Source organism: Cupriavidus sp. IK-TO18 (assembly GCF_015549295.1).
In the GTDB taxonomy this organism is placed as follows: Bacteria; Pseudomonadota; Gammaproteobacteria; order Burkholderiales; family Burkholderiaceae; genus Cupriavidus; species Cupriavidus oxalaticus_A.
On record NZ_JADGMP010000026.1, the window covers coordinates 131238 to 150629 of the forward strand.

At 66.9% G+C, this 19392-nt stretch carries 20 protein-coding genes, 1 tRNA gene and 1 pseudogene; 14 read left to right on the plus strand and 8 right to left on the minus strand.

The genetic code is table 11. From position 1 onward, the window contains the following. Positions 1–162 precede the first annotated feature (162 nt). From IPF36_RS19170 to IPF36_RS19180, 3 genes are all read left to right on the plus strand, one after another. Complete coding sequence (locus IPF36_RS19170; protein WP_133097466.1) at positions 163–1470, plus strand: O-acetylhomoserine aminocarboxypropyltransferase; 1308 nt, start codon at positions 163–165, stop codon at positions 1468–1470. Then, positions 1470–2294, plus strand: a complete 825-nt coding sequence (locus tag IPF36_RS19175; protein WP_133097467.1) for an alpha/beta fold hydrolase — start codon at positions 1470–1472, stop codon at positions 2292–2294. The genes IPF36_RS19170 and IPF36_RS19175 overlap by 1 nt, the downstream gene beginning before the upstream one ends. 104 nt (positions 2295–2398) lie before the next feature. Continuing rightward, a complete protein-coding gene (locus IPF36_RS19180; RefSeq protein WP_195429577.1) occupies positions 2399–2716 on the plus strand; it encodes a DUF962 domain-containing protein in 318 nt (105 codons plus the stop codon). Positions 2717–2735: 19 nt separating this feature from the next. Here IPF36_RS19180 and IPF36_RS19185 read toward each other — a convergent pair whose 3' ends face one another. Beyond that, a complete protein-coding gene (locus IPF36_RS19185; RefSeq protein ID WP_195429579.1) occupies positions 2736–4076 on the minus strand; it encodes a YihY family inner membrane protein in 1341 nt (446 codons plus the stop codon). 187 nt (positions 4077–4263) lie between these two features. On the opposite strand from IPF36_RS19185, the gene wrbA reads away from it, so the two are divergent. From wrbA to IPF36_RS19225, 8 genes and pseudogenes are all read left to right on the plus strand, one after another. Next, positions 4264–4866, plus strand: a complete 603-nt coding sequence (wrbA, locus tag IPF36_RS19190; RefSeq protein ID WP_195429581.1) for an NAD(P)H:quinone oxidoreductase — start codon at positions 4264–4266, stop codon at positions 4864–4866. Continuing rightward, the gene (locus IPF36_RS19195; protein WP_195429583.1) at positions 4863–5270 is read left to right on the plus strand and encodes a DUF2069 domain-containing protein; all 408 of its coding nucleotides are present in this window, start codon (positions 4863–4865) and stop codon (positions 5268–5270) included. Before wrbA ends, IPF36_RS19195 begins: the two co-directional genes overlap by 4 nt. A 32-nt stretch (positions 5271–5302) precedes the next feature. After that, the gene (locus IPF36_RS19200) at positions 5303–6721 is read left to right on the plus strand and encodes an FAD-binding oxidoreductase (protein ID WP_135704973.1); all 1419 of its coding nucleotides are present in this window, start codon (positions 5303–5305) and stop codon (positions 6719–6721) included. A 48-nt stretch (positions 6722–6769) separates the two neighbouring features. Then, positions 6770–6985, plus strand: a complete 216-nt coding sequence (locus tag IPF36_RS19205) for a hypothetical protein (protein ID WP_195429584.1) — start codon at positions 6770–6772, stop codon at positions 6983–6985. After that, positions 6955–7305 (plus strand): annotated as a pseudogene (locus IPF36_RS19210) (lipid-transfer protein); the annotation flags it as partial. The gene IPF36_RS19205 and the pseudogene IPF36_RS19210, both read left to right, overlap by 31 nt. A gap of 26 nt (positions 7306–7331) precedes the next feature. Next, positions 7332–7772, plus strand: coding sequence for a MaoC family dehydratase N-terminal domain-containing protein (locus IPF36_RS19215; protein ID WP_195429585.1), 441 nt, complete (start codon positions 7332–7334; stop codon positions 7770–7772). A gap of 13 nt (positions 7773–7785) precedes the next feature. Continuing rightward, complete coding sequence (locus IPF36_RS19220; protein ID WP_195429587.1) at positions 7786–8214, plus strand: MaoC family dehydratase; 429 nt, start codon at positions 7786–7788, stop codon at positions 8212–8214. Positions 8215–8253: 39 nt separating this feature from the next. Next, positions 8254–9078 carry an SDR family NAD(P)-dependent oxidoreductase gene (locus tag IPF36_RS19225; protein ID WP_135704963.1) on the plus strand — a complete coding sequence of 275 codons (825 nt, stop codon included), beginning with the start codon at positions 8254–8256 and terminating at the stop codon, positions 9076–9078. 52 nt (positions 9079–9130) lie between these two features. On the opposite strand, the gene IPF36_RS19230 is transcribed toward IPF36_RS19225, so the two are convergent. After that, a complete protein-coding gene (locus IPF36_RS19230) occupies positions 9131–10015 on the minus strand; it encodes a pirin family protein (RefSeq protein WP_195429589.1) in 885 nt (294 codons plus the stop codon). A 198-nt stretch (positions 10016–10213) separates the two neighbouring features. Beyond that, complete coding sequence (locus IPF36_RS19235; RefSeq protein ID WP_133097486.1) at positions 10214–10648, minus strand: VOC family protein; 435 nt, start codon at positions 10646–10648, stop codon at positions 10214–10216. A 191-nt stretch (positions 10649–10839) separates the two neighbouring features. Here IPF36_RS19235 and IPF36_RS19240 point away from each other — a divergent pair, with 191 nt between their 5' ends. Continuing rightward, positions 10840–11721 (plus strand): LysR family transcriptional regulator, encoded by an 882-nt coding sequence (locus IPF36_RS19240; RefSeq protein ID WP_195429591.1) that lies wholly within the window; start codon positions 10840–10842, stop codon positions 11719–11721. A gap of 27 nt (positions 11722–11748) precedes the next feature. On the opposite strand, the gene IPF36_RS19245 is transcribed toward IPF36_RS19240, so the two are convergent. Then, the gene (locus IPF36_RS19245; RefSeq protein WP_135704962.1) at positions 11749–15258 is read right to left on the minus strand and encodes a pyruvate carboxylase; all 3510 of its coding nucleotides are present in this window, start codon (positions 15256–15258) and stop codon (positions 11749–11751) included. 103 nt (positions 15259–15361) lie between these two features. Beyond that, positions 15362–15784, minus strand: a complete 423-nt coding sequence (locus tag IPF36_RS34745; protein ID WP_240745946.1) for a hypothetical protein — start codon at positions 15782–15784, stop codon at positions 15362–15364. A 199-nt stretch (positions 15785–15983) separates the two neighbouring features. Between IPF36_RS34745 and IPF36_RS19255 the strand changes: the two genes are divergently transcribed. Then, positions 15984–16754: a ferredoxin--NADP reductase gene (locus IPF36_RS19255; protein WP_029049770.1), complete on the plus strand. Its 771-nt coding sequence runs from the start codon at positions 15984–15986 to the stop codon at positions 16752–16754. Between the two features lie 65 nt (positions 16755–16819). Here IPF36_RS19255 and IPF36_RS19260 read toward each other — a convergent pair whose 3' ends face one another. Further along, positions 16820–17074, minus strand: coding sequence for an RNA-binding protein (locus IPF36_RS19260; RefSeq protein WP_135704961.1), 255 nt, complete (start codon positions 17072–17074; stop codon positions 16820–16822). 234 nt (positions 17075–17308) lie between these two features. On the opposite strand from IPF36_RS19260, the gene IPF36_RS19265 reads away from it, so the two are divergent. Further along, on the plus strand, positions 17309–17662 hold the full coding sequence (locus IPF36_RS19265) for a hypothetical protein (RefSeq protein ID WP_135704960.1): 354 nt from the start codon (positions 17309–17311) through the stop codon (positions 17660–17662). A 159-nt stretch (positions 17663–17821) separates the two neighbouring features. On the opposite strand, the gene IPF36_RS19270 is transcribed toward IPF36_RS19265, so the two are convergent. Continuing rightward, a tRNA-Ser gene (locus IPF36_RS19270) sits at positions 17822–17915 on the minus strand. A 130-nt stretch (positions 17916–18045) separates the two neighbouring features. After that, the gene (locus IPF36_RS19275; protein WP_063238703.1) at positions 18046–19296 is read right to left on the minus strand and encodes an aspartate kinase; all 1251 of its coding nucleotides are present in this window, start codon (positions 19294–19296) and stop codon (positions 18046–18048) included. Positions 19297–19392: the final 96 nt, after the last annotated feature.

Genomic DNA, 19392 nt, shown 5'->3' on the forward strand with positions numbered 1-19392 from the left:
CGTTATCTGTCCGGGATGTGCGGGCAGAGATGCCCGTGCGTCCGATCCTAGCCCAAACCAGCCGGCAAAGTAAAGCAGGAGGCCGGTTTGCGGGTGATCTGCCAGCGTGGGCGTGCGCACGATGCTACGATGCTGGCCGGAGATAACTACACCCGACCGACCATGTCCGGAACCCGCTTCGATACGCTGGCGCTGCACGCCGGCGCCGCGCCAGACCCCGCCACCGGGGCGCGCGCCACCCCCATCCACCTGACCACCTCGTTCGTGTTCCGCGACAGCGAGCACGCGGCGTCGCTGTTCAACATGGAGCGGGCGGGCCACGTCTATTCGCGCATCTCCAACCCGACCGTGGCCGTGCTCGAAGAGCGCATCGCGGCGCTGGAGAACGGCGCCGGCGCGATCGCCACCGCCTCCGGCCAGGCCGCGCTGCACCTGGCCGTGGCCACGCTGATGGGGGCCGGCTCGCACGTGGTGGCGTCGTCGGCGCTGTACGGCGGCTCGCACAACCTGCTGCACTACACGCTGCGCCGCTTCGGCATCGAGACCACCTTCGTCAAGGCGCGCGACATCGACGCCTGGCGCGCCGCGATCCGCCCCAATACCAAGCTGCTGTTCGGCGAGACGCTGGGCAACCCGGGCTTGGACGTGCTCGACATCACCACGCTGGCGCAGCTCGGCCAGGACCACGGCATCCCGCTGCTGGTCGATTCGACCTTCACCACGCCCTACCTGTTGCGCCCGTTCGATCTCGGCGCGGGCCTGCTCTACCACTCGGCGACCAAGTTCCTGGGCGGCCATGGCACCACCATCGGCGGCGTGCTGGTCGAGGGCGGCACCTTCGACTTCGAAAAATCGGGCCGCTTCCCCGAGCTGTCCGAGCCCTATGAAGGCTTCCACAACATGGTGTTCACCGAGGAAAGCACGGTGGCGCCCTTCCTGCTGCGCGCGCGCCGCGAAGGCCTGCGCGACTTCGGCGCCTGCATGAACCCGATGGCCGCGTGGCAGCTGCTGCAGGGCGTGGAGACGCTGCCGCTGCGCATGAGCCGCCATGTCGACAACACCCGTAAGGTGGTGCAGTTCCTGGCCTCGAACCCGATGGTGGAGTCGGTGTCCTACCCCGAGCTGGAATCGCACCCCGACTACGAACTGGCCAAGCGCCTGCTGCCGCGCGGCTGCGGCGCGGTGTTCAGCTTCAACCTGAAGGGCAACCGCCTGGCGGGCCAGCGCTTTATCGAAAGCCTGTCGCTGTTCTCGCACCTGGCCAACGTGGGCGATGCGCGCTCGCTGGTGATCCACCCGGCGTCGACCACGCACTTCCGCATGGACGCGGCGGCGCTGCAGTCGGCCGGCATCGCCGAGGGCACGATCCGCCTGTCGATCGGCCTGGAAGACCCGGACGACCTGATCGACGACCTCAAGCGCGGCCTGAAGGCCGCCGAGAAGACCATGAGCAAGGGAGGGCAGGCCTGATGGAACTGAACGTTGCAGGCCAGCCGGCCTACGCCTATACCGGCGGCAAACCCTTCGATCCCGCCCTGCCCTGCGCGGTGTTTGTCCACGGCGCGCAGAACGACCACAGCGTGTGGGCGCTGCAGACGCGCTGGTTCGCCAACCACGGCTTCTCGGTGCTGGCGGTGGACCTGCCCGGCCACAACCGCAGCCAGGGCACGCCGCTGGCCACCGTCGAGGCCATGGCCGACTGGGTGATGGCGCTGGTGGCCGCCGCCGGCGTCAAGGCGCCGGCCTTCGTGTTCGGCCACAGCATGGGTTCGCTGATCGCGCTCGAATGCGCGGCGCGGCATCCGCAGGCGGTGCGCGGCATCGCCTTGCTCGCCACGGCCTATCCGATGAAGGTTTCCGATGCGCTGCTCGATGCCTCGCTGAACCGTGAGAGCGAGGCCATCGCCATGGTCAACGCGTGGTCGCATTCGAGCCTGGCCAACAAGCCCTCATCGCCGGGTCCCGGCGCCTGGATGCACGGCGGCAGCCAGCGGCTGATGGAGCGCGTATCGCGCAACAACCCGCAGGCGCATGTGTTCCACAACGACTTCTCCGCGTGCAATGCCTATGCGCACGGCGAGGAAGCCGCCGCCGCGGTAGCCTGCCCGGCGCTGTTCATCACCGGCAGCAAGGACATGATGACCTCGCCCAAGGCGGCCCAGGCGCTGGCCGGCAAGATGGCGAAGGCCAGCCTGGTATCGGTGCCGTGCGGCCATGCGCTGATGGGCGAGCGCCCGGACGAAGTGCTGGACGCGCTGGCGGCCTTTGCGCGCAAGGTGGTCGCGGCGGGCTGACAGCTGCGCCGGATGGCCGGCCATGCCGGCGGCCATCCTCCCTTCAGGGGCATGGGGGCGTGGAAGGTCTACACTGCACAACATAAGACCTGCCGGAGACAGCCATGGCCCACGCCCACAGGCGCGAGTTCGAGAACTTCGCGGCCTTCTACCCCTACTACCTGAGCGAGCACCAGGACCGTACCTGCCGGCGCCTGCATTTTGTCGGCTCGACCGTGGCGCTGCTGTGCCTCGTGGCGCTGGTAGTGACCGGCAATGCGTGGTGGCTGCTGGGCGCCGTGGTCGCCGGCTACGTCTTCGCCTGGGCCGGTCATTTCGGCTTCGAGAAAAACCGGCCCGCAACCTTCCGCCATCCGCTCTACAGCCTGATGGGCGACTGGGTCATGTACGCCGAAATCTGGCGTGGCAAGATTCCTTTCTGACGCGGCCGCCGCCCAGGGCTCACACTTGCCCGTGCCAGCCCGGCGGCACCACCTCCAGCGTGCGCCGTTGCGGCGCCCCATCTTCCACCGCAGGCGGCAAGTCGGCCGGCTGCTGGCGGAAAACCGCCTCCAGCGTCTGGTCCAGCTGCGGATTGTCCAGCAGCGACCGCAGCGACTCGGCGCCACGCAGCTGCTGCGCCAGCGCGGTGCGCGGCAACCGCGGCAGGTTCAGCACCAGCCGGTCGTGCAGCATGCGCAGCGTCACCTGCGACGGATCGCACAGCAAGGCCCAGTGCGCCTGCCCGCCCTCCTGCTGCAGACGCCCGACCAGGTGCATGGCCTTGAGCTTGCCGAGCAGCCCCGCCAGGTAATCCGCTTCAACGCGCAGCTTGCGCCCCAGGTCCAGTTCGCCCACGCTGCGCGGCACCTCGTCGCGGGCGCGGTAGAGCAGCAGCAGCACGCCCAGTGCATCGAAGAACTCGCTGCCGGCAAAGGTGCGGCGGCGCCAGTAGCCTTGCCGGATCACCGGCATGTTGGCAGCGATGGTGGCGCCCAGCAGCGTCACCAGCCAGCTCAGGTAGATCCACAGCAGGAAGATCGGCAGCGCCGCGAAGGTGCCGTAGACCGCCGTATAGGCCGGGATATGCGTGACGAAATAGCCGAAGCCGCGCTTGGCGAACTCGAACGCGATCGCCGCCACTACGCCGGCGACGATGGCATCGCGCCACTCCACATAGGCATTGGGCACCGCGGTGTACAGGAAGGCAAAGGCCAGCGCCGACAGCACCACCGGCGTCGCGCTGACCAGCAGGCCGATCCCCACCGGCATGGTGCCGACGTAGCCAGCCGAGATCGAGATCAGGTAGGAACTGATCGACAGGCTCGCGCCGATCAGTACCGGCCCGAAGGTCAGCACCGCCCAGAACACCAGCACCCGCTGCGCCAGCGGGCGGCGCTGCTTGACGCGCCAGATCGCGTTGAGCGCGTCCTCCACCGTCAGCATGGTGAGCACCGACGTCACCATCAGCCCGCCCAGGCCCAGCGCCGTCAACCCGCGTGCGCTCTTGGCGAACTGGCCGATGTAGCGCGAGATCGATTCGCTGACGTTGCCGGGAATCAGGTTCTGGAACAGGAACGCCTCGATGGCATTGCGGAAGTCGCGGAATACCGGGAACGCGGCTAGCAGCGCGAACGCCACCGTCAGCACCGGCACCACGGCCAGCACGGTGGTAAAGGTCAGGCTCGCGGACACCTGCGGCAGCCGGTCTTCGCCGGCGCGGCGCACGACATAGCGCGCCAGTGCGCGGACCTTCTGCAGGTTCCATTCCCTGCGCAGACGGGCAACGCGGGTACCAAGCATGCGGCAGCAATCTCCTCGTGGATGGATGGATCGATTTGAACGTTGGCAGCGCCGGCGGGCGGACGGGCATCTGCCGGGATGCGGAAGCGGCGCTTCGCGGGGGAGCGCGCGCGGGGGCACATCTATAATACGCGCATTGCCTGCGGCACCCGCCGCCTCCTTCCGGCAGCGCCGGCCATCCCGCTCCATGACCGACATCCTCGTCCTGTATTACAGCCGCCACGGCAGCACCCGCAAACTCGCCGAACTGATCGCCCACGGCATCGACAGCGTCCCCGGCGCCCAGGCGCGCCTGCGCACGGTGCCGCCGGTCTCGACCGTGTGCGAGGCCACCGCCCCCGACATCCCCGCCGACGGCCCGCCCTATGCCGAGCTGCGCGACCTGGAAGAGTGCGCGGGCCTCGCGCTGGGCAGCCCCACGCGCTTTGGCAACATGGCCGCGCCGGTCAAATACTTCCTGGACGGCACCGTGGCCCAGTGGCTGTCGGGCGCGCTGACCGGCAAGCCCGCCTGCGTGTTCACCGCCACCGGCAGCCTGCACGGCGGCCAGGAGACCACGCTGCTGTCGATGATGCTGCCGCTGCTGCACCACGGCATGCTGATCATGGGCCTGCCCTATTCCGAGAAGGGCCTGATGACGACCGCCTCGGGCGGCACGCCGTACGGCCCGAGCCACCATGCCTATGTCGACAATCGCGGCCCCATCACCGAGGACGAATCGGCGCTGGCGATGGCCATGGGCCGACGCCTGGCGCAAGCCGCGCTGCGCCTGTCCGGAGCGCAGGCATGAACGCGCCCGCCGACAGCGACAGCGCGCTGCACAGCACCTGGCTGCATCGGATCAGCGCGGGCAGCCTGGTGGCGCTGATGGTGCTGTGCATCGCCTGGGAATGGTTCCTGGCGCCGCTGCGTCCGGGCGGCTCGTGGCTGATCATCAAGTTCTTGCCGCTGCTACTGCCGCTGCGCGGCGTGCTGACGCGCAACCGCTACACCATGCAGTGGTCGTCGATGCTGATCCTGCTGTTCTTCACCGAGGGCATCGTGCGCGCCACCAGCGACCGCGGCTTCTCCGCGACGCTGGCCTGGGTGGAGGTGGCACTGACGCTGGTGTTCTTCACCAGCACCATCCTGTACCTGCGGCCGTACAAGCGCCGCGCCCGAGCGGCCGCCAAGGCAGCGCCGCAAAAGCGCTGAGCCGGCGCTCCCCACGAATCGATTTCCCGCCCATGACCTCGTCCCAAGATTCCTTACTCGCCCTGTGTCGCGCCGCGCTGGGCCCGCAGCACGTGCTGACCCAGGCCGCCGACAAGGCCCCCTACCTGACCGACTGGCGCAAGCGCTACAGCGGCGAGGCGCTGGCCGTGCTGCGCCCCGGCACCACCGAGGAAGTCGCGGCCGCGGTCCATGCCTGCCATGCGCACAAGGTCGCGGTGGTGCCGCAGGGCGGCAATACCGGCCTGTGCGGCGGCGCCACGCCGGCGGCCGGGCGCGATGCGGTGGTGCTGTCGCTGCAACGGCTCAACCGCATCCGCCAGGTCGATCCGCTCAACAACACCATCACCGTCGAAGCCGGCGTGGTGCTGCAGCACCTGCAGGACGTGGCGCGCGAGCACGGCCGGCTGTTTCCGCTGAGCCTGGCGGCCGAGGGCAGCTGCACCATTGGCGGCAACCTGTCAACCAATGCCGGCGGCACCGCAGTGCTGCGCTATGGCAATACGCGCGAGCTGTGCCTGGGGCTGGAGGTGGTGACGCCGACGGGCGACACCTGGCATGGCCTGCGCGGCCTGCGCAAGGACAACACCGGCTATGACCTGCGCGACCTGTATATCGGCGCCGAAGGCACGCTCGGCATCATCACCGCCGCCGTGATGAAGCTGTTCCCGCTGCCGCGCGCCTCGGTCACCGCGCTGGCCGCGGTGCAGAGCCCGCGCGCCGCGCTGGCGCTGCTGGCGATCGCGCAGTCGCATGCGGGTGCAATGCTGACCGGCTTCGAGCTGATGTCGGCGCGCTGCATGGCGCTGGTGACGCAGCACTACCCCCAGCTGCGCTACCCGTTCGCCGACATCCACCCGCAGCTGGTGCTGATGGAGCTGTCCGACAGCGAGGGCGAAGCCCACGCGCGCGGCATCTTCGAAACGCTGATGAACGCCGCCTTCGACGCCGGCGTGGTGCTTGACGCCGTGGTGGCCGAGTCGGTGCAGCAGTCGCGCGATTTCTGGAACCTGCGCGAGCATATCCCGCTGGCGCAGGTCGAGGACGGCAAGAACATCAAGCACGATATCGCCGTGCCGGTCTCGCGCGTGGCGGACTTCATCGAGACCACCGACGCGCTGCTGCAGAACGCCTTCCCCGGCGCGCGCATGGTGACCTTCGGCCACCTTGGCGATGGCAACCTGCACTACAACGTATCGCCGCCGGAAGGCGTCGACCATGACGCCTTCCTGGCCAACCAGGACCAGGTCAACCGCATCGTGCACGACAGCGTGCGCTCGCACTGCGGCTCGATCTCCGCCGAGCATGGCGTGGGCCAGCTCAAGCGCGAAGAACTGCAGCACTACAAGAGCGAGGTCGAGCTGGCGCTGATGCGCGCGATCAAGGGCGCGCTCGACCCGCTGGGGCTGATGAACCCGGGCAAGGTACTCTGAGCACGCTCACGCGCTCACTTACGCGCCGCGCGCCAGCTCCGCGCGGATATGGTCCGCAACGCGCTCGAGCAGCTGGTCGAGATGGCCGCGCAGCCGGGCAAACCCGTCATGCGGCACGAAGCGCGCCTCGTCCAGGTACAGCGCGCGGTTGATCTCGATCTGCAGGCTGTAGCGCCCGCGCGCCGGGTCGAGTACGCCGTCACCAGTTCCGCGCCCTTGTACGGCCAGTTGATGCCGGCGTCGGCCCGCAGGACATCGACGTGATCGAGCTGCACGACTGCTTCGCGCAGAACGAACTGCTGACCTACGAAGGCCTGGGCCTGTGCGAGGCAGGCGGCGCCGAGCAGCTGGTCAACGACGGCGACAACACCTACGGCGGCAAGTGGGTGGTCAACCCGTCGGGCGGATTGCTGTCCAAGGGACACCCGCTGGGCGCCACCGGGCTGGCGCAGTGTTTCGAGATGGTCAAGCAGCTGCGCGGCACCGCCGACAAGCGCCAGGTGGAAGGCGCCCGGCTGGCGCTGACGCACAACCTGGGGCTGGGCGGCGCCTGCGTGGTGACCCTGTACCAGAAGCACGCCTGAGTGCGCGCAATCACAGGAGACTATCCATGATCGACAAGAAACACATCGGCAAGGTGATTGCGGACTTCCGCACCTCCGCGCCGGCGAGCCAGCTGCGCTTCTTCGCCAAGGCCACCGGGCAGGCCGATCCGGTCTATATCGATGAAGCGGCGGCGCGCGACGCCGGCCATCCCGGCCTGCCGCTGCCGCCTACCTTCCTGTTCTCGCTCGAGCTGTCGCAGCCGTCCAATGCGTGGCGGGACGAGGTCGGCATCGTGCCGTCGCGCATCCTGCATGGCGAGCAGTCCTTTGCTTACCACCGCATGGCGTACGCGGGCGACATGCTGCATTTCAAGACCACTATCGCCGACATCTACGACAAGAAAGACGGCGCGCTGGAGTTCGTGGTGCGCGAAACACGCGTAAGCAACCAGGACGGCGAGCACGTAGCCGACCTGCGCAGCGTGCTGGTGCAACGCAACGGCTGAACGGAGACCCCACATGAGCAAACTGAGCTTTGACCAGGTCAAGGTGGGCGACACGCTGCCACCGCTGACGCTGGAACCGGTCAACCGCACCACGCTGGCACTGTTCGCCGGCGCGTCGAACGACCACAACGCCATCCACATCGACATCGACTACGCGCGCAAGGCCGGCATGCGCGACGTGTTCGCGCACGGCATGCTGTCGATGGCCTACCTCGGCCGCCTGCTGACGCAGTGGGTCGACCAGCGCCAGCTGCGCCAGTTCGACGTGCGCTTCGTCGGCATCACGCACCTGGGCCATCGCATCACCTGCAGCGGCCGCGTGGTGGAAAAGCTGGAAGTGGATGGTCCGGATGGCAAAGAGCGGCGCATCAAGCTGGAAATCCAGACCGCCAACCAGTACGGCGAAACCAAGATCCTCGGCGACGCCGTCGTCGCCCTGTAAATCCAATCGAGCACGAGATCGAGCACTAAGGAGTCAGCAATGGGAGCACTTGAAGGCAAGGTGGCACTGGTCACCGGTTCGGGCCGCGGCATCGGCAATGCGATCGCCAGGCGCCTGGCACGCGAGGGCGCGCGCCTGGTCATCAACGACCTCGACGCCGAACCGGCGCAGCAGACGGTGGAGGAGCTGAAGGCGATGGGCGTTGAGGCGGTGGCGTGCGTGGGCAACGTGACCGCGCCGGATTTTGCCGACCGCTTCATCAACACGGCGATGAGCAGCTTCCAGAGCATCGACATCATCGTCAACAACGCCGGCTTCACCTGGGACGACGTGGTGCAGAAGATGAGCGACGAGCAGTGGTACGCCATCCTGGATTGCCACATGACCGCGCCGTTCCGCATCCTGCGCGCCGCCTACCCGCATATCAAGGCGCTTGCCGCAGCCGACAAGGAAGCCGGCCGCGAGGTGTACCGCAAGATTGTCAATATCTCGTCGACATCCGGCCTGAACGGCAACGCCGGCCAGATCAACTACTCCGGCGCCAAGGCTGGCGTGATCGGCATGACCCGTGCGATGGCGCGCGAATGGGGCCGCTTCAACGTCAACGTGAATGCGGTGGCCTTCGGCCTGATCCACACCCGCATGACCTCGGCCGACGCGCATGCCGGTGCCACGGTCAACATCGAAGGCCGCGAGATCCGCGTCGGCCTGAACCCTGAAATGCTCAAGTCGCATGCCCAGCGCAACCCGCTCGGCCGCGGCGGCACGCCGGAGGAAGCGGCAGGCGGCGTGTACCTGTTCTGCTCGCCGGATTCGAACTACATCACCGGCCAGGTGATCGCGGTCGCGGGCAACGTGCAGTAAGTTGCTCGGCATCGCAGTTCCCGCAAGGGCCCCGCGGGGCCCTTTTCTCTTCTTACCCGCGCGGGCTGCCTGACGCCGCCATGTTGCCGAAGCGTCCGCTGCTGAAGTCCTGGAAGGCCTGCGAGATTTCCGCCTCGGTATTCATCACGAACGGACCGTGGCCGACGATGGGTTCGTCGATCGGCTCGCCGCTGAGCAGCAGCACCACCGCGTCGCTGCCCGCCTCCAGCGTGACACCGTCACCGGCTCCGTCCAGCACCACCATCTCGGCATCCCGGACCGTGGCCTCGGCATTGACGGTGACGCGGCCGCGCAGCACCACCAGCGCGGTATGCCAGCCGTCGGGCAGCGGCAGCCTGACCGCGCCGCCCTGCTGCAAGCACATGTCCCACACGTGCATCGGCGTGAAGGTGCGGGCCGGGCCAGCCTTGCCGCCGTACTCGCCCGCGATCACGCGCACGCTGCCCGCGCCATCGGGCAGCGCCACCTCGGGAATATCGCGGCCGATGATGGCCTGGTAGCCGGGCGCGGTCATCTTGTCGCGGGCGGGCAGGTTGACCCACAGCTGCACCATTTCCAGCGCGCCGCCGCTGCGGCTGAAGTCCGGCGAATGGAACTCCTCATGCAGGATGCCCGCTCCCGCGGTCATCCACTGCACATCGCCGGGCCCGATCACGCCGCCCTGCCCGGTCGAATCGCGGTGCGCGACTTCGCCCTTATAGACGATCGTCACCGTCTCGAAGCCCCGGTGCGGATGCTGGCCCACGCCGCGTGGCGCCTGCATCGGCGTAAAGTCCGCCGGGCCGGCGTAGTCCAGCAGCAGGAACGGGCTGAGCTGCCTGCCATGGCTCTGGTAAGAGAACATCGAACGCACCGGAAAGCCGTCTCCGACCCAGTGCGAACGCGGTGCGCTGTAGACACCCAGGATGCGCTTCATGTCGATCTCCGGAAGTGCCGGCCGGGACAGCCCGCGATGCGCGGGATCCTGCCGAGGCGGCCGGCGCCAGTTGATGGATCGATCATAGGTGTCGCGTGCCAGGTGCGGTAGACAGCGCCGGCGCATCGCAGTGTCCTGCCGCTGGAACGATGCGCTTGTGCAAGCAGGGCGCACATTCAGCGGCTGATGGTCTCCGCCCTACTTGGCGAACAACGACGACAGGTCGGCGAAGGCCTTGATCTCCAGCGCATTACCCGACGGGTCGAGGAAGAACATGGTGGCCTGTTCGCCAGGCTCGCCCTTGAAGCGGATGTGGGGTTCGATGATGAACTCGACGCCTGCCGCCCGCAGCCTTTCTGCCATCGCCTCCCATTCGGGAATCGACAGCACCGCGCCGAAGTGCCGCACCGGCACCTGGTCGCCATCGACCGCGCTGGTCTTGCTGTGGCCGACTTCCTCCGGCGCCAGGTGCGCCACGATCTGGTGGCCGAAGAAGTTGAAATCGATCCAGTCCGGCGAGCTGCGCCCTTCCGGGCAGCCGAGCAGCCCGCCATAGAATGCGCGCGCCTCGGCAAGGTCGCGCACGGGAAAGGCGAGATGGAAGGGAGGAATGCGGGGGGCGGTAGTAGTCATGGGCTCGGGCTGAGTGAAGCCTAGTGGGGAATAAATCTGGCGGCGGCTCTTGAGGCCTGTAACCAGGGCCTGCAACCAGGGCCTGCAACCAGGGCCTGCAACCGCCATCGTCCGCTTAGTCTAAGCATCGCCATTCACCATGAAAAGCGATATATTTTTGCCCTGAGCAACAATTATTTCGATCTATCGCGATGCTGCGCGAACTTCAGACTTTCCTCGCGGTGGTCCGCTACGGCACCTTTGCCAACGCGGCCGCCCATATCGGGCTGACGCAATCGGCGGTCAGCGCACAGATCCAGCGGCTGGAACAGGAACTGGGCTTTGCACTGTTCGATCGCACCGGCCGCGCGGCCGTGCTCAATGCCGATGGCCGCGAAACGCTGGCGGTTGCCGAAGAACTGATGGCCGTGTATGCCAGGCTCGGCCGCCATGCGGGCAGCCCGCGCACCGGGCTGGTCCGCATCGGCGCCATCGCATCGGTCCATGTCTCGTTCCTTGCCGATGCGCTGGCCAGCTTCCGGCATGAGATGCCGGGATACCGAATCAAGCTGGTGCCGGGCGTATCGCTGAACCTGCTGGGCCAGGTCGATTCGGGCGAAATCGATATCGCGGTGATGATCAGGCCGCCGTTCGCGTTGCCTTCCGACCTGCAGTGGCGCACGCTGCTGGCCGAACCGTTCGTGCTGCTGGTCCCTCGCGCCCAAGGCAACCGGCCATGGCGCGAGTTGCTGGAGAGCGAGCCGTTTATCCGCTATGACCGCGGCTCGTTTGGCGGGCGCGTGGTCGACCAGTTCCTGCGCCGTGCGCGTATCCCGGTCAGGGACGCGATCGAACTGGACGACTTGCAGGGCATCGCGCAGCTGGTGCAGCGCGGCCTTGGCGTCGCGCTGGTGCCGATCACCGACACGACGGCATGGCCGAAAGGCGTGGCGGCGCTCAGCCTCGGCGATGACACCTTCCATCGCGAGATCGGGCTGGTGGAGCGTCCGCACCATAGCCGCCAGGCGGCGGCCACGCTGCTGGCGCAACGCATCGCGCAGGCTGCGCAGAGCATGGCGCGGGCGCTGCCCTGACGCCGCGCTGCCGCGGCGCCAGCCACGTCACTGCGCCGGCTTCAGCTCGATCAGCAGGTCCTTCGCCGCCACCCGGTCGCCCTGCTTCACATGCACCACGGCGATCTCGCAGTCGCGGTCGGCGGCGATATGGGTTTCCATCTTCATCGCCTCGAGCGCCAGCAGCGTCGTGCCCGCGGCCACGCGCTGCCCCGGTTGCACGGCCACGGTCACGATCGAACCCGGCATCGGCGCGGCGATATGCAGCGGATTGTCGGGCTCGGCCACCGGACGGCTCTGGCGCGCGGATGCCGCCTGCGTGGTGATGCGTTGCTCGACCAGCGCCGTGCGCGATTGCCCGTTCAGCTCGAACTGGACCTTGATGCGGCCTTCCTCCGCATCGGGATGCGTGCCCTGCAGCGAGACCAGCAGCGTCTTGCCCGCGGCGATATCGATGGCCACTTCTTCCTGCGGCTGCAGGCCGTACAGGAATGCCGGCGTCGGCACCACCGAGGTGTCGCTGTAGTTGCGCACATGCGCGTGGTAGTCCACCGCCTGCTTCGGGTACATCAGATAAGACGCCAGCTGGCGGTCGTCGAGCGGCTCCTCGCAGGCCGCTTCCGCGGCGGCACGCGCGGCATCGAGGTTGACCGGCGGAATCTGGTCGCCGGGCCGGTACGGAGCGGGCGGTTCGCCGCGCAGCACCTTGCGCGACAGTCCCGCGGGAAAGCCGTCGGGCGGGAAGCCCAGCTCGCCCTTGAACAGCGACACCACCGACTCGGGGAAAGCGATTTCCTTGCCCGGGTCGCACACGTCCGCGGCGCTCATGTCATTGGCCACCATCATCAGGGCCAGGTCGCCGACCACCTTGGAGGTCGGCGTCACCTTGACGATATCGCCGAACATCTGGTTGACCTCGGCGTATGCCTGCGACACCTCGGTCCAGCGATGCTCGATGCCGAGCGAGCGCGCCTGCTCGCGCAGGTTGGTGTACTGGCCGCCGGGCATCTCGTGCCGGTACACGTCGGCGGTGCCGGCGCGGATCTCGGATTCGAACGGCGCGTAGTAGCGGCGCACCCCTTCCCAGTACATCGAGGCTTCGTGCAGGCGCTCCAGGCTCAGGCCCGGATCGCGCTCGCTGCCGGCCAGCGCCGCGGCGATGCTCGACAGGTTGGGCTGCGAGGTCAGCCCGCTCATGGCGTCGAGCGCGCCGTCCACCGCATCGCAGCCGGCCTCGATCGCCGCCAGCGCCGACGCTGCCGAGATGCCGCTGGTGTCGTGCGTATGGAAATGCACCGGCAGCCCGGTCTCTTCCTTGAGCGCCTTGACCAGCGCGGCCGCCGCCTGCGGACGGCAGATGCCCGCCATGTCCTTGATGCCCAGCACATGCACGCCGGCCTGCTGCAGCTCGCGCGCGATACCGACGTAGTACTTCAGGTCGTACTTGGCGCGCGACTTGTCGAACAGGTCGCCGGTATAGCAGATCGCGCCTTCGCACAGCGCGCCGCTTTCGCCCACCGCATCGATCGCCACGCGCATATTGCGCACCCAGTTGAGCGAGTCGAACACGCGGAACACGTCCACGCCGGCGCTGGCGGCCTGGCGCACGAAGAAGCGCACCACGTTGTCCGCATAGTTGGTATAGCCGACGGCATTGGAGCCGCGCAGCAGCATCTGGAACAGCACGTTGGGCACGCGCTCGCGCAATTGCTCCAGGCGCTGCCACGGGTCTTCCTTGAGGAAGCGCAGCGCCACGTCGAAGGTCGCGCCGCCCCAGCACTCCAGCGAGAACAGCTGCGACAGCTCGCGTGCATAGAACGGCGCGATCGGCAGCATGTCGGCGGTGCGCATGCGCGTGGCAAAGAGCGACTGGTGCGCGTCGCGCATAGTGGTGTCGGTCAGCAGCACCTGCTTCTGCTCGAGCATCCAGCGCGAGAACTTCTCGGCGCCAAGCTCGCGCAGGCGGTCGCGCGTGCCGTACGGCAGCGGCTTGCTGTTGTCGACCGCGGGCAGCACCGCTGCCGGCAGCGGCAACGGCGGCAGCGTGCGGCCGGCCATTTCCGGGTGCCCGTTGACGCAGATCTCGCCGAGATAGCGCAGCAGCTTGGTGGCACGGTCCAGGCGCTTGGTGAATTCAAGCAGCTCCGGCGTCTTGTCGATAAAGCGCGTGGTGACGTCGCCGGCGCGGAACGCCGGATGGTTGATGACGTTCTCCAGGAACTGTAGGTTGGAGGCCACGCCGCGGATGCGGAACTCGCGCAGCGCGCGGTCCATGCGGCGGATCGACTCGGGCGCGGTCGGCGCCCAGGTAGTGACCTTGACCAGCAGCGAGTCGTAGTACGGCGTAATTACCGCGCCACCATAGGCGGTGCCGGCATCCAGCCGCACGCCGAAGCCGGCGGCGCTGCGATACGCGGTGAGACGGCCGTAGTCTGGCAGGAAGCCGTTCTCGGGATCCTCGGTCGTGATCCGGCACTGCAGCGCGTGGCCGTTCAGATGGATATCCTGCTGGACCGGCACGCCCGCGGCGCGCACGACGATGTCGCCGTTCTCGTTGCGCGTGTTCTCGGTCATGCCGAGATAGCCGCCTTCCGTGATCCGGATCTGCGCCTTGACGATATCGACGCCGGTGACCATCTCGGTGACCGTGTGCTCGACCTGGATGCGCGGATTGACTTCGATGAAATAGAACTGGCCGGAATCGGCGTCCATCAGGAACTCGACCGTGCCGGCATGGGAATACCCGACCGCGCGCATCAGCCGCATCGCCGCCTCGCACAGCTCGGCACGGCCGGCATCGTCAAGGTACGGCGCGGGCGCGCGCTCCACCACCTTCTGGTTGCGGCGCTGCACGGTACAGTCGCGCTCGTACAGGTGCACCAGGTTGCCATGCGTGTCGCCGAGCGCCTGCACTTCGACGTGGCGCGCGTTGCGCACCAGCTTCTCGACATAGACCTCGTCGTTGCCGAACGCGGCCAGCGCCTCGCGCCGCGCCGCGGCCAGCGAGCCTTCCAGGTCCTGCTCGCTCTCCAGGATGCGCATGCCGCGCCCGCCGCCGCCCCAGCTGGCCTTGAGCATCAGCGGATAGCCGATGCCCGCGGCCAGGCGCTTACAGGCCTCCAGGTCGTGCGGCAGCGGGTCGGTGGCCGGCATCACCGGCACGCCCGCCTCGATCGCCGCATTGCGCGCGGCCACCTTGTTGCCGAGGCGGCGCATGACCTCGGGCGACGGGCCGATCCAGCGGATGCCGGCATCGATCACGGCCTGCGCGAAGTCCGGATTCTCCGACAGGAAGCCATAGCCCGGATGGATCGCATCGACCTTCGCATGGCGCGCGATGCGCAGGATGTCTTCGATATCGAGATAGGCCGCCAGCGGCTTCTTGCCCTCGCCGACCAGGTAGCTCTCGTCGGCCTTGAAGCGATGGAGGGCGAGGCGGTCTTCCTTGGAGTAGATCGCCACGGTCCGGATATTCATCTCAGCGGCGGCCCGCATGACGCGGATCGCGATCTCGGAACGGTTGGCAATCAGCAGCGATTTGATGGGAGCGTAGTTCATGGCACGCACAAGGAAACTGAGGGCAACCGAAACGCCGCGCAGGCAGCACGGCGGCTCGGGTCATTCGAAGGGACCGCGCCACGGCAGGTGCCGTGGGCGGCGGCTAGTCGAAATGCGCAAACTGCGCAAACGGGCTGTGTGAATCCATCCAGTCGTCATGCCTGGCCACGGCCGCCCAGGCCCAGTTGGTACGCTGTGGCGCCGGCTTGCCGCCGCAACGATCGTCGTGGTGGCGGCCGGCACGTGGCTGGCTGTCATCTGCGGCAAGCGCGCGGCTTTCTGCGCCAGCTGCGCCGGCTGCATTCGTTCCGTAGTACATCGCGGTGCATTCCTGTTCAAGACCAAGGGCGCCTGCCCTGCAACGCAATGCGATCGTCGGGTCACGGCAGCTTTGCCGGCACGACGGCTGGACGTGCGGCGGGTCTCGGAGCGCAAAAAGCGGGCCATACCGGATTTGGTTGATTTGCGAGGATTTCGCGCCGCAAACCCGGCATACGGGTTTCAGAATTGAAACCCCGGATTTCATCACTGCGCATAACCCTATCCCGGGCGGGGTCCCGTCGACGTGGCCCGGGCACGCCGGCCGCTGCCGTTTTACAATACGCGTCGAAGTGGATCATTGCGTTCCCGTGATCCGCCGCCTTTGCCGGTAACTGCCGACAGGCGCACATGTCCGGTCACCATCCTCCCCGGCGGCTTGCCCGCGGGCCTTGGCGTTTCCTCCGATGAGCAACCTCTACCAGCAATCCATCCTCTCCGTTCACCACTGGACCGACACGCTGTTCAGCTTCACCTGCACGCGCGACCCGGGTTTCCGCTTCGAAAACGGCCAGTTCGCCATGGTCGGCCTGGAAGTCAACGGCCGCCCGCTGCTGCGTGCCTACAGCATCGCCAGCGCCAACTATGAAGAAACCCTGGAATTCTTCAGCATCAAGGTGCCGGATGGCCCCCTGACGTCGCGCCTGCAACACCTGCGCGAAGGCGACCAGATTTTTGTCGGCAAGAAGCCCACCGGCACGCTGCTGGTCGAAAACCTGCTGCCCGGCAAGACCCTGTGGCTGCTGGCCACCGGCACCGGCCTGGCTCCGTTCCTGTCGATCATCCGCGATCCCGAAGTGTATGCCCGCTACGACAAGATCGTGCTGACCCACACCTGCCGCTATGTCGATGAACTGGCCTACCAGCAACTGCTGAACGAGCACCTGCCCGAGCACGAGTACCTGGGCGAGATGGTGCGCGAAAAGCTGGTTTATTTCCCCACCGTCACGCGCGAAGACTTCCACACGCGCGGCCGCATCACCGAGCTGATCGAGTCGGGCGAACTGTTCGAGCGCCTGGGCGTGCCCCCGTTCTCGACCGAGAACGACCGCCTGATGCTGTGCGGCAGCCCCGACATGCTCAAGGAAATCCGCGTCATGCTGGAAGAGCGCGGCTTCGAGGAAGGCAATATGAGCGAGCCCGGCCACTTCGTGCTCGAGAAGGCCTTCGTCGGCTAAGCGCCGGCACTTCGCAGGCGCAGGCCTGCTGCCTGCGGGTCGTCGCGCCCGCAGGTCCTTCCCGCCTATTCGAAGCGCTCCGTGAGCACCATTGCCTCAACCTGGCGCTTCTTCCAGAACAGATGGTTGATGCGCGGCTGCAGCATCCGCAGCGCGGCGTCCTCTACCGCGTTGAAATGCACCGCCACCGCCGGGCGCGAGCCATCCCCCGGCAGTCGCTCGAGCTCGTCGAACGCCGGGAAGCCGTAGCGGATGAGGAAGTCGCGGATCTCGTCGTCGGTGGTTTCCATATCGACGTTCGAAAGCATCAGCACACTCATTGGCTTCTCCTGAAGTCCTGGAAGCCCTTGCGGGCATGTCCCTGAACTAGGTTTATGGCAGGCAAGGCCAGAACGCAAATCGTGGCCCGGGCGGCGTGCCATCGCCCTTCCCAGCCCCGACAGGCGGCTCCGCCCTGCCGGCACCGGCGCCATCGGATTCTGGCAATTCCGGGCGCGGCACATATGATGGTTCTAGGAAGCCGGCCGGCTGCCCGGCAATCGAGGAGGGACAACATGCCGATATCGACAAGATGGCTGCTGACCGGCTTGCTGGCACTGGGCAGCGTCGCGACAGCCCTGGCACAGCAATCCCCGCCGAAGGGGGGCGCCGCAGGTGCCATTTCGGAAGCCGTGCAGGAAGGCGCCAATCCCTACCGCCCGCCGTCGGCTCCCACACTCGACCCCGACCAGATCACGCGCGACAAATGCGAATCGCTGAAAGAGCAGTTCAACGCCACGCCGAAGAAGCGCACGTACCAGTCGACCACCTCGGCGACGCAGAACGCGCAGGGCCGGCCGATTCCGAAGGTCGAGCGCGACAAGTCGCGCAAGGAGCTGCAGCAGGCGTATCGGGATAATTGCACGTAGCGGTGCATGACGGCGCCGGCAGGTCGATGCAGCGGGCCACAGGGAACGGCGCGGCGAATATCGGATCGGCAAATATCGGCGCCACAAAAAACGCGCCACAAAAAACAAAACCCCGGAAGACCGCGATCTTCCGGGGTTCCGCCGCCAATACAGATGTAGTGGCGGAGACGGAGGGATTCGAACCCTCGATCCAGGTTTTGGCCCGGATGCTCCCTTAGCAGGGGAGTGCCTTCGACCTCTCGGCCACGTCTCCCAAACTTGCGTTGTGTGAGGGAGCCACACAACGAAGCGCGTATTCTAGCGACGCCACGCGGGTTGGTCAATGAAAAATCGATGACTCAACACAAAATCTGCAGCGCCGCCAGAAAATGCTTACGAACGGATCACGCCTGTTCCAGTTCGAAGGCCTTGTGCAGGGCGCGCACGGCCAGTTCCATGTACTTCTCGTCGATCAGCACCGAGATCTTGATTTCCGAGGTGGAGATCATCTGGATGTTGATGCCCTCTTCCGACAGCGTGCGGAACATCTTGCTGGCGATGCCCACGTGCGAACGCATGCCAACGCCCACCACCGACACCTTCGACACCTTCGGGTCGCCCGACACGCTGCCGGCGCCGATATGCGTCTTCACGCCGTCGTCCAGGATCGCCAGCGCGCGCTGGTAGTCGGCGCGCGGCACGGTGAAGGTGAAATCGGTCTTGCCGTCGACGGACTGGTTCTGGATGATCATGTCGACGTCGATGTTGGCGTCGGCGATCGGGCCCAGGATCTGGTAGGCGATGCCCGGCTTGTCCGGCACGCCCAGAACGGTGATCTTGGCCTCGTCACGGGCAAAGGCGATGCCGGAGATGACGGCTGCTTCCATTTCAGACTCTTCCTCAAAAGTGATCAGCGTGCCCGAGTGCATTTCCTGCTCGAGCGGCATAAGCGGGTCGGTCAGCGACGACAGCACGCGGGTCTTCACGCGGTACTTGCCGGCGAATTCCACCGAGCGGATCTGCAGCACCTTGGAGCCGAGGCTGGCCATTTCCAGCATTTCCTCGAAGGTGATCTGGTCCAGGCGGCGGGCGTCCTCGACCACGCGCGGGTCGGTGGTGTACACGCCGTCGACATCGGTGTAGATCAGGCACTCGTCGGCTTCGATCGCGGCGGCGATGGCCACGGCCGAGGTGTCCGAGCCGCCGCGGCCCAGCGTGGTGATGTTGCCGTCGTCGTCGATGCCCTGGAATCCGGTGATCACGACCACGCGGCCGGCGTCGAGGTCGCCGAGGATGCGCTCGTCGTCGATCGATTCGATACGCGCCTTGGTGTACGACGAGTCGGTCTTCACCGGCACTTGCCAGCCGGTGTAGCTGACCGCGTCGATGTTCTCGCCGTGCAGGGCGATAGCCAGCAGTGCCACGCTGGCCTGCTCGCCGGTGGAGGCGAGCATGTCCAGTTCACGCGGATTGGGCTGCGGCGAAATTTCCTTGGCGAGTCCCAGCAGGCGATTGGTCTCGCCCGACATGGCCGAAGGCACCACGACTACGCGGTGACCGGCGCGGTGCCACTTGGCAACGCGCTTGGCGACATTCTTGATGCGTTCCGTGGAACCCATCGAAGTGCCGCCGTATTTGTGAACGATGAGAGCCATCTTCTTGTCGACGCCAGCGATTGTGCAAAGCCCTTGAAAATACACGAACAAGGCTTGTCAGGCAAGGCGAAGCCGAGGTTTGCGGGCTTTCCCGAT

Bases quoted from the DNA above. Each gene is read 5' to 3' on its own strand.
- IPF36_RS19170 (WP_133097466.1), top strand. From the start codon at position 163: ATGTCCGGAACCCGCTTCGATACGCTGGCGCTGCACGCCGGCGCCGCG.
- IPF36_RS19175 (WP_133097467.1), top strand. From the start codon at position 1,470: ATGGAACTGAACGTTGCAGGCCAGCCGGCCTACGCCTATACCGGCGGC.
- IPF36_RS19180 (WP_195429577.1), top strand. From the start codon at position 2,399: ATGGCCCACGCCCACAGGCGCGAGTTCGAGAACTTCGCGGCCTTCTAC.
- IPF36_RS19185 (WP_195429579.1), bottom strand. From the start codon at position 4,076: ATGCTTGGTACCCGCGTTGCCCGTCTGCGCAGGGAATGGAACCTGCAG.
- wrbA (WP_195429581.1), top strand. From the start codon at position 4,264: ATGACCGACATCCTCGTCCTGTATTACAGCCGCCACGGCAGCACCCGC.
- IPF36_RS19195 (WP_195429583.1), top strand. From the start codon at position 4,863: ATGAACGCGCCCGCCGACAGCGACAGCGCGCTGCACAGCACCTGGCTG.
- IPF36_RS19200 (WP_135704973.1), top strand. From the start codon at position 5,303: ATGACCTCGTCCCAAGATTCCTTACTCGCCCTGTGTCGCGCCGCGCTG.
- IPF36_RS19205 (WP_195429584.1), top strand. From the start codon at position 6,770: ATGGTCCGCAACGCGCTCGAGCAGCTGGTCGAGATGGCCGCGCAGCCG.
- IPF36_RS19215 (WP_195429585.1), top strand. From the start codon at position 7,332: ATGATCGACAAGAAACACATCGGCAAGGTGATTGCGGACTTCCGCACC.
- IPF36_RS19220 (WP_195429587.1), top strand. From the start codon at position 7,786: ATGAGCAAACTGAGCTTTGACCAGGTCAAGGTGGGCGACACGCTGCCA.
- IPF36_RS19225 (WP_135704963.1), top strand. From the start codon at position 8,254: ATGGGAGCACTTGAAGGCAAGGTGGCACTGGTCACCGGTTCGGGCCGC.
- IPF36_RS19230 (WP_195429589.1), bottom strand. From the start codon at position 10,015: ATGAAGCGCATCCTGGGTGTCTACAGCGCACCGCGTTCGCACTGGGTC.
- IPF36_RS19235 (WP_133097486.1), bottom strand. From the start codon at position 10,648: ATGACTACTACCGCCCCCCGCATTCCTCCCTTCCATCTCGCCTTTCCC.
- IPF36_RS19240 (WP_195429591.1), top strand. From the start codon at position 10,840: ATGCTGCGCGAACTTCAGACTTTCCTCGCGGTGGTCCGCTACGGCACC.
- IPF36_RS19245 (WP_135704962.1), bottom strand. From the start codon at position 15,258: ATGAACTACGCTCCCATCAAATCGCTGCTGATTGCCAACCGTTCCGAG.
- IPF36_RS34745 (WP_240745946.1), bottom strand. From the start codon at position 15,784: ATGAAATCCGGGGTTTCAATTCTGAAACCCGTATGCCGGGTTTGCGGC.
- IPF36_RS19255 (WP_029049770.1), top strand. From the start codon at position 15,984: ATGAGCAACCTCTACCAGCAATCCATCCTCTCCGTTCACCACTGGACC.
- IPF36_RS19260 (WP_135704961.1), bottom strand. From the start codon at position 17,074: ATGAGTGTGCTGATGCTTTCGAACGTCGATATGGAAACCACCGACGAC.
- IPF36_RS19265 (WP_135704960.1), top strand. From the start codon at position 17,309: ATGCCGATATCGACAAGATGGCTGCTGACCGGCTTGCTGGCACTGGGC.
- IPF36_RS19275 (WP_063238703.1), bottom strand. From the start codon at position 19,296: ATGGCTCTCATCGTTCACAAATACGGCGGCACTTCGATGGGTTCCACG.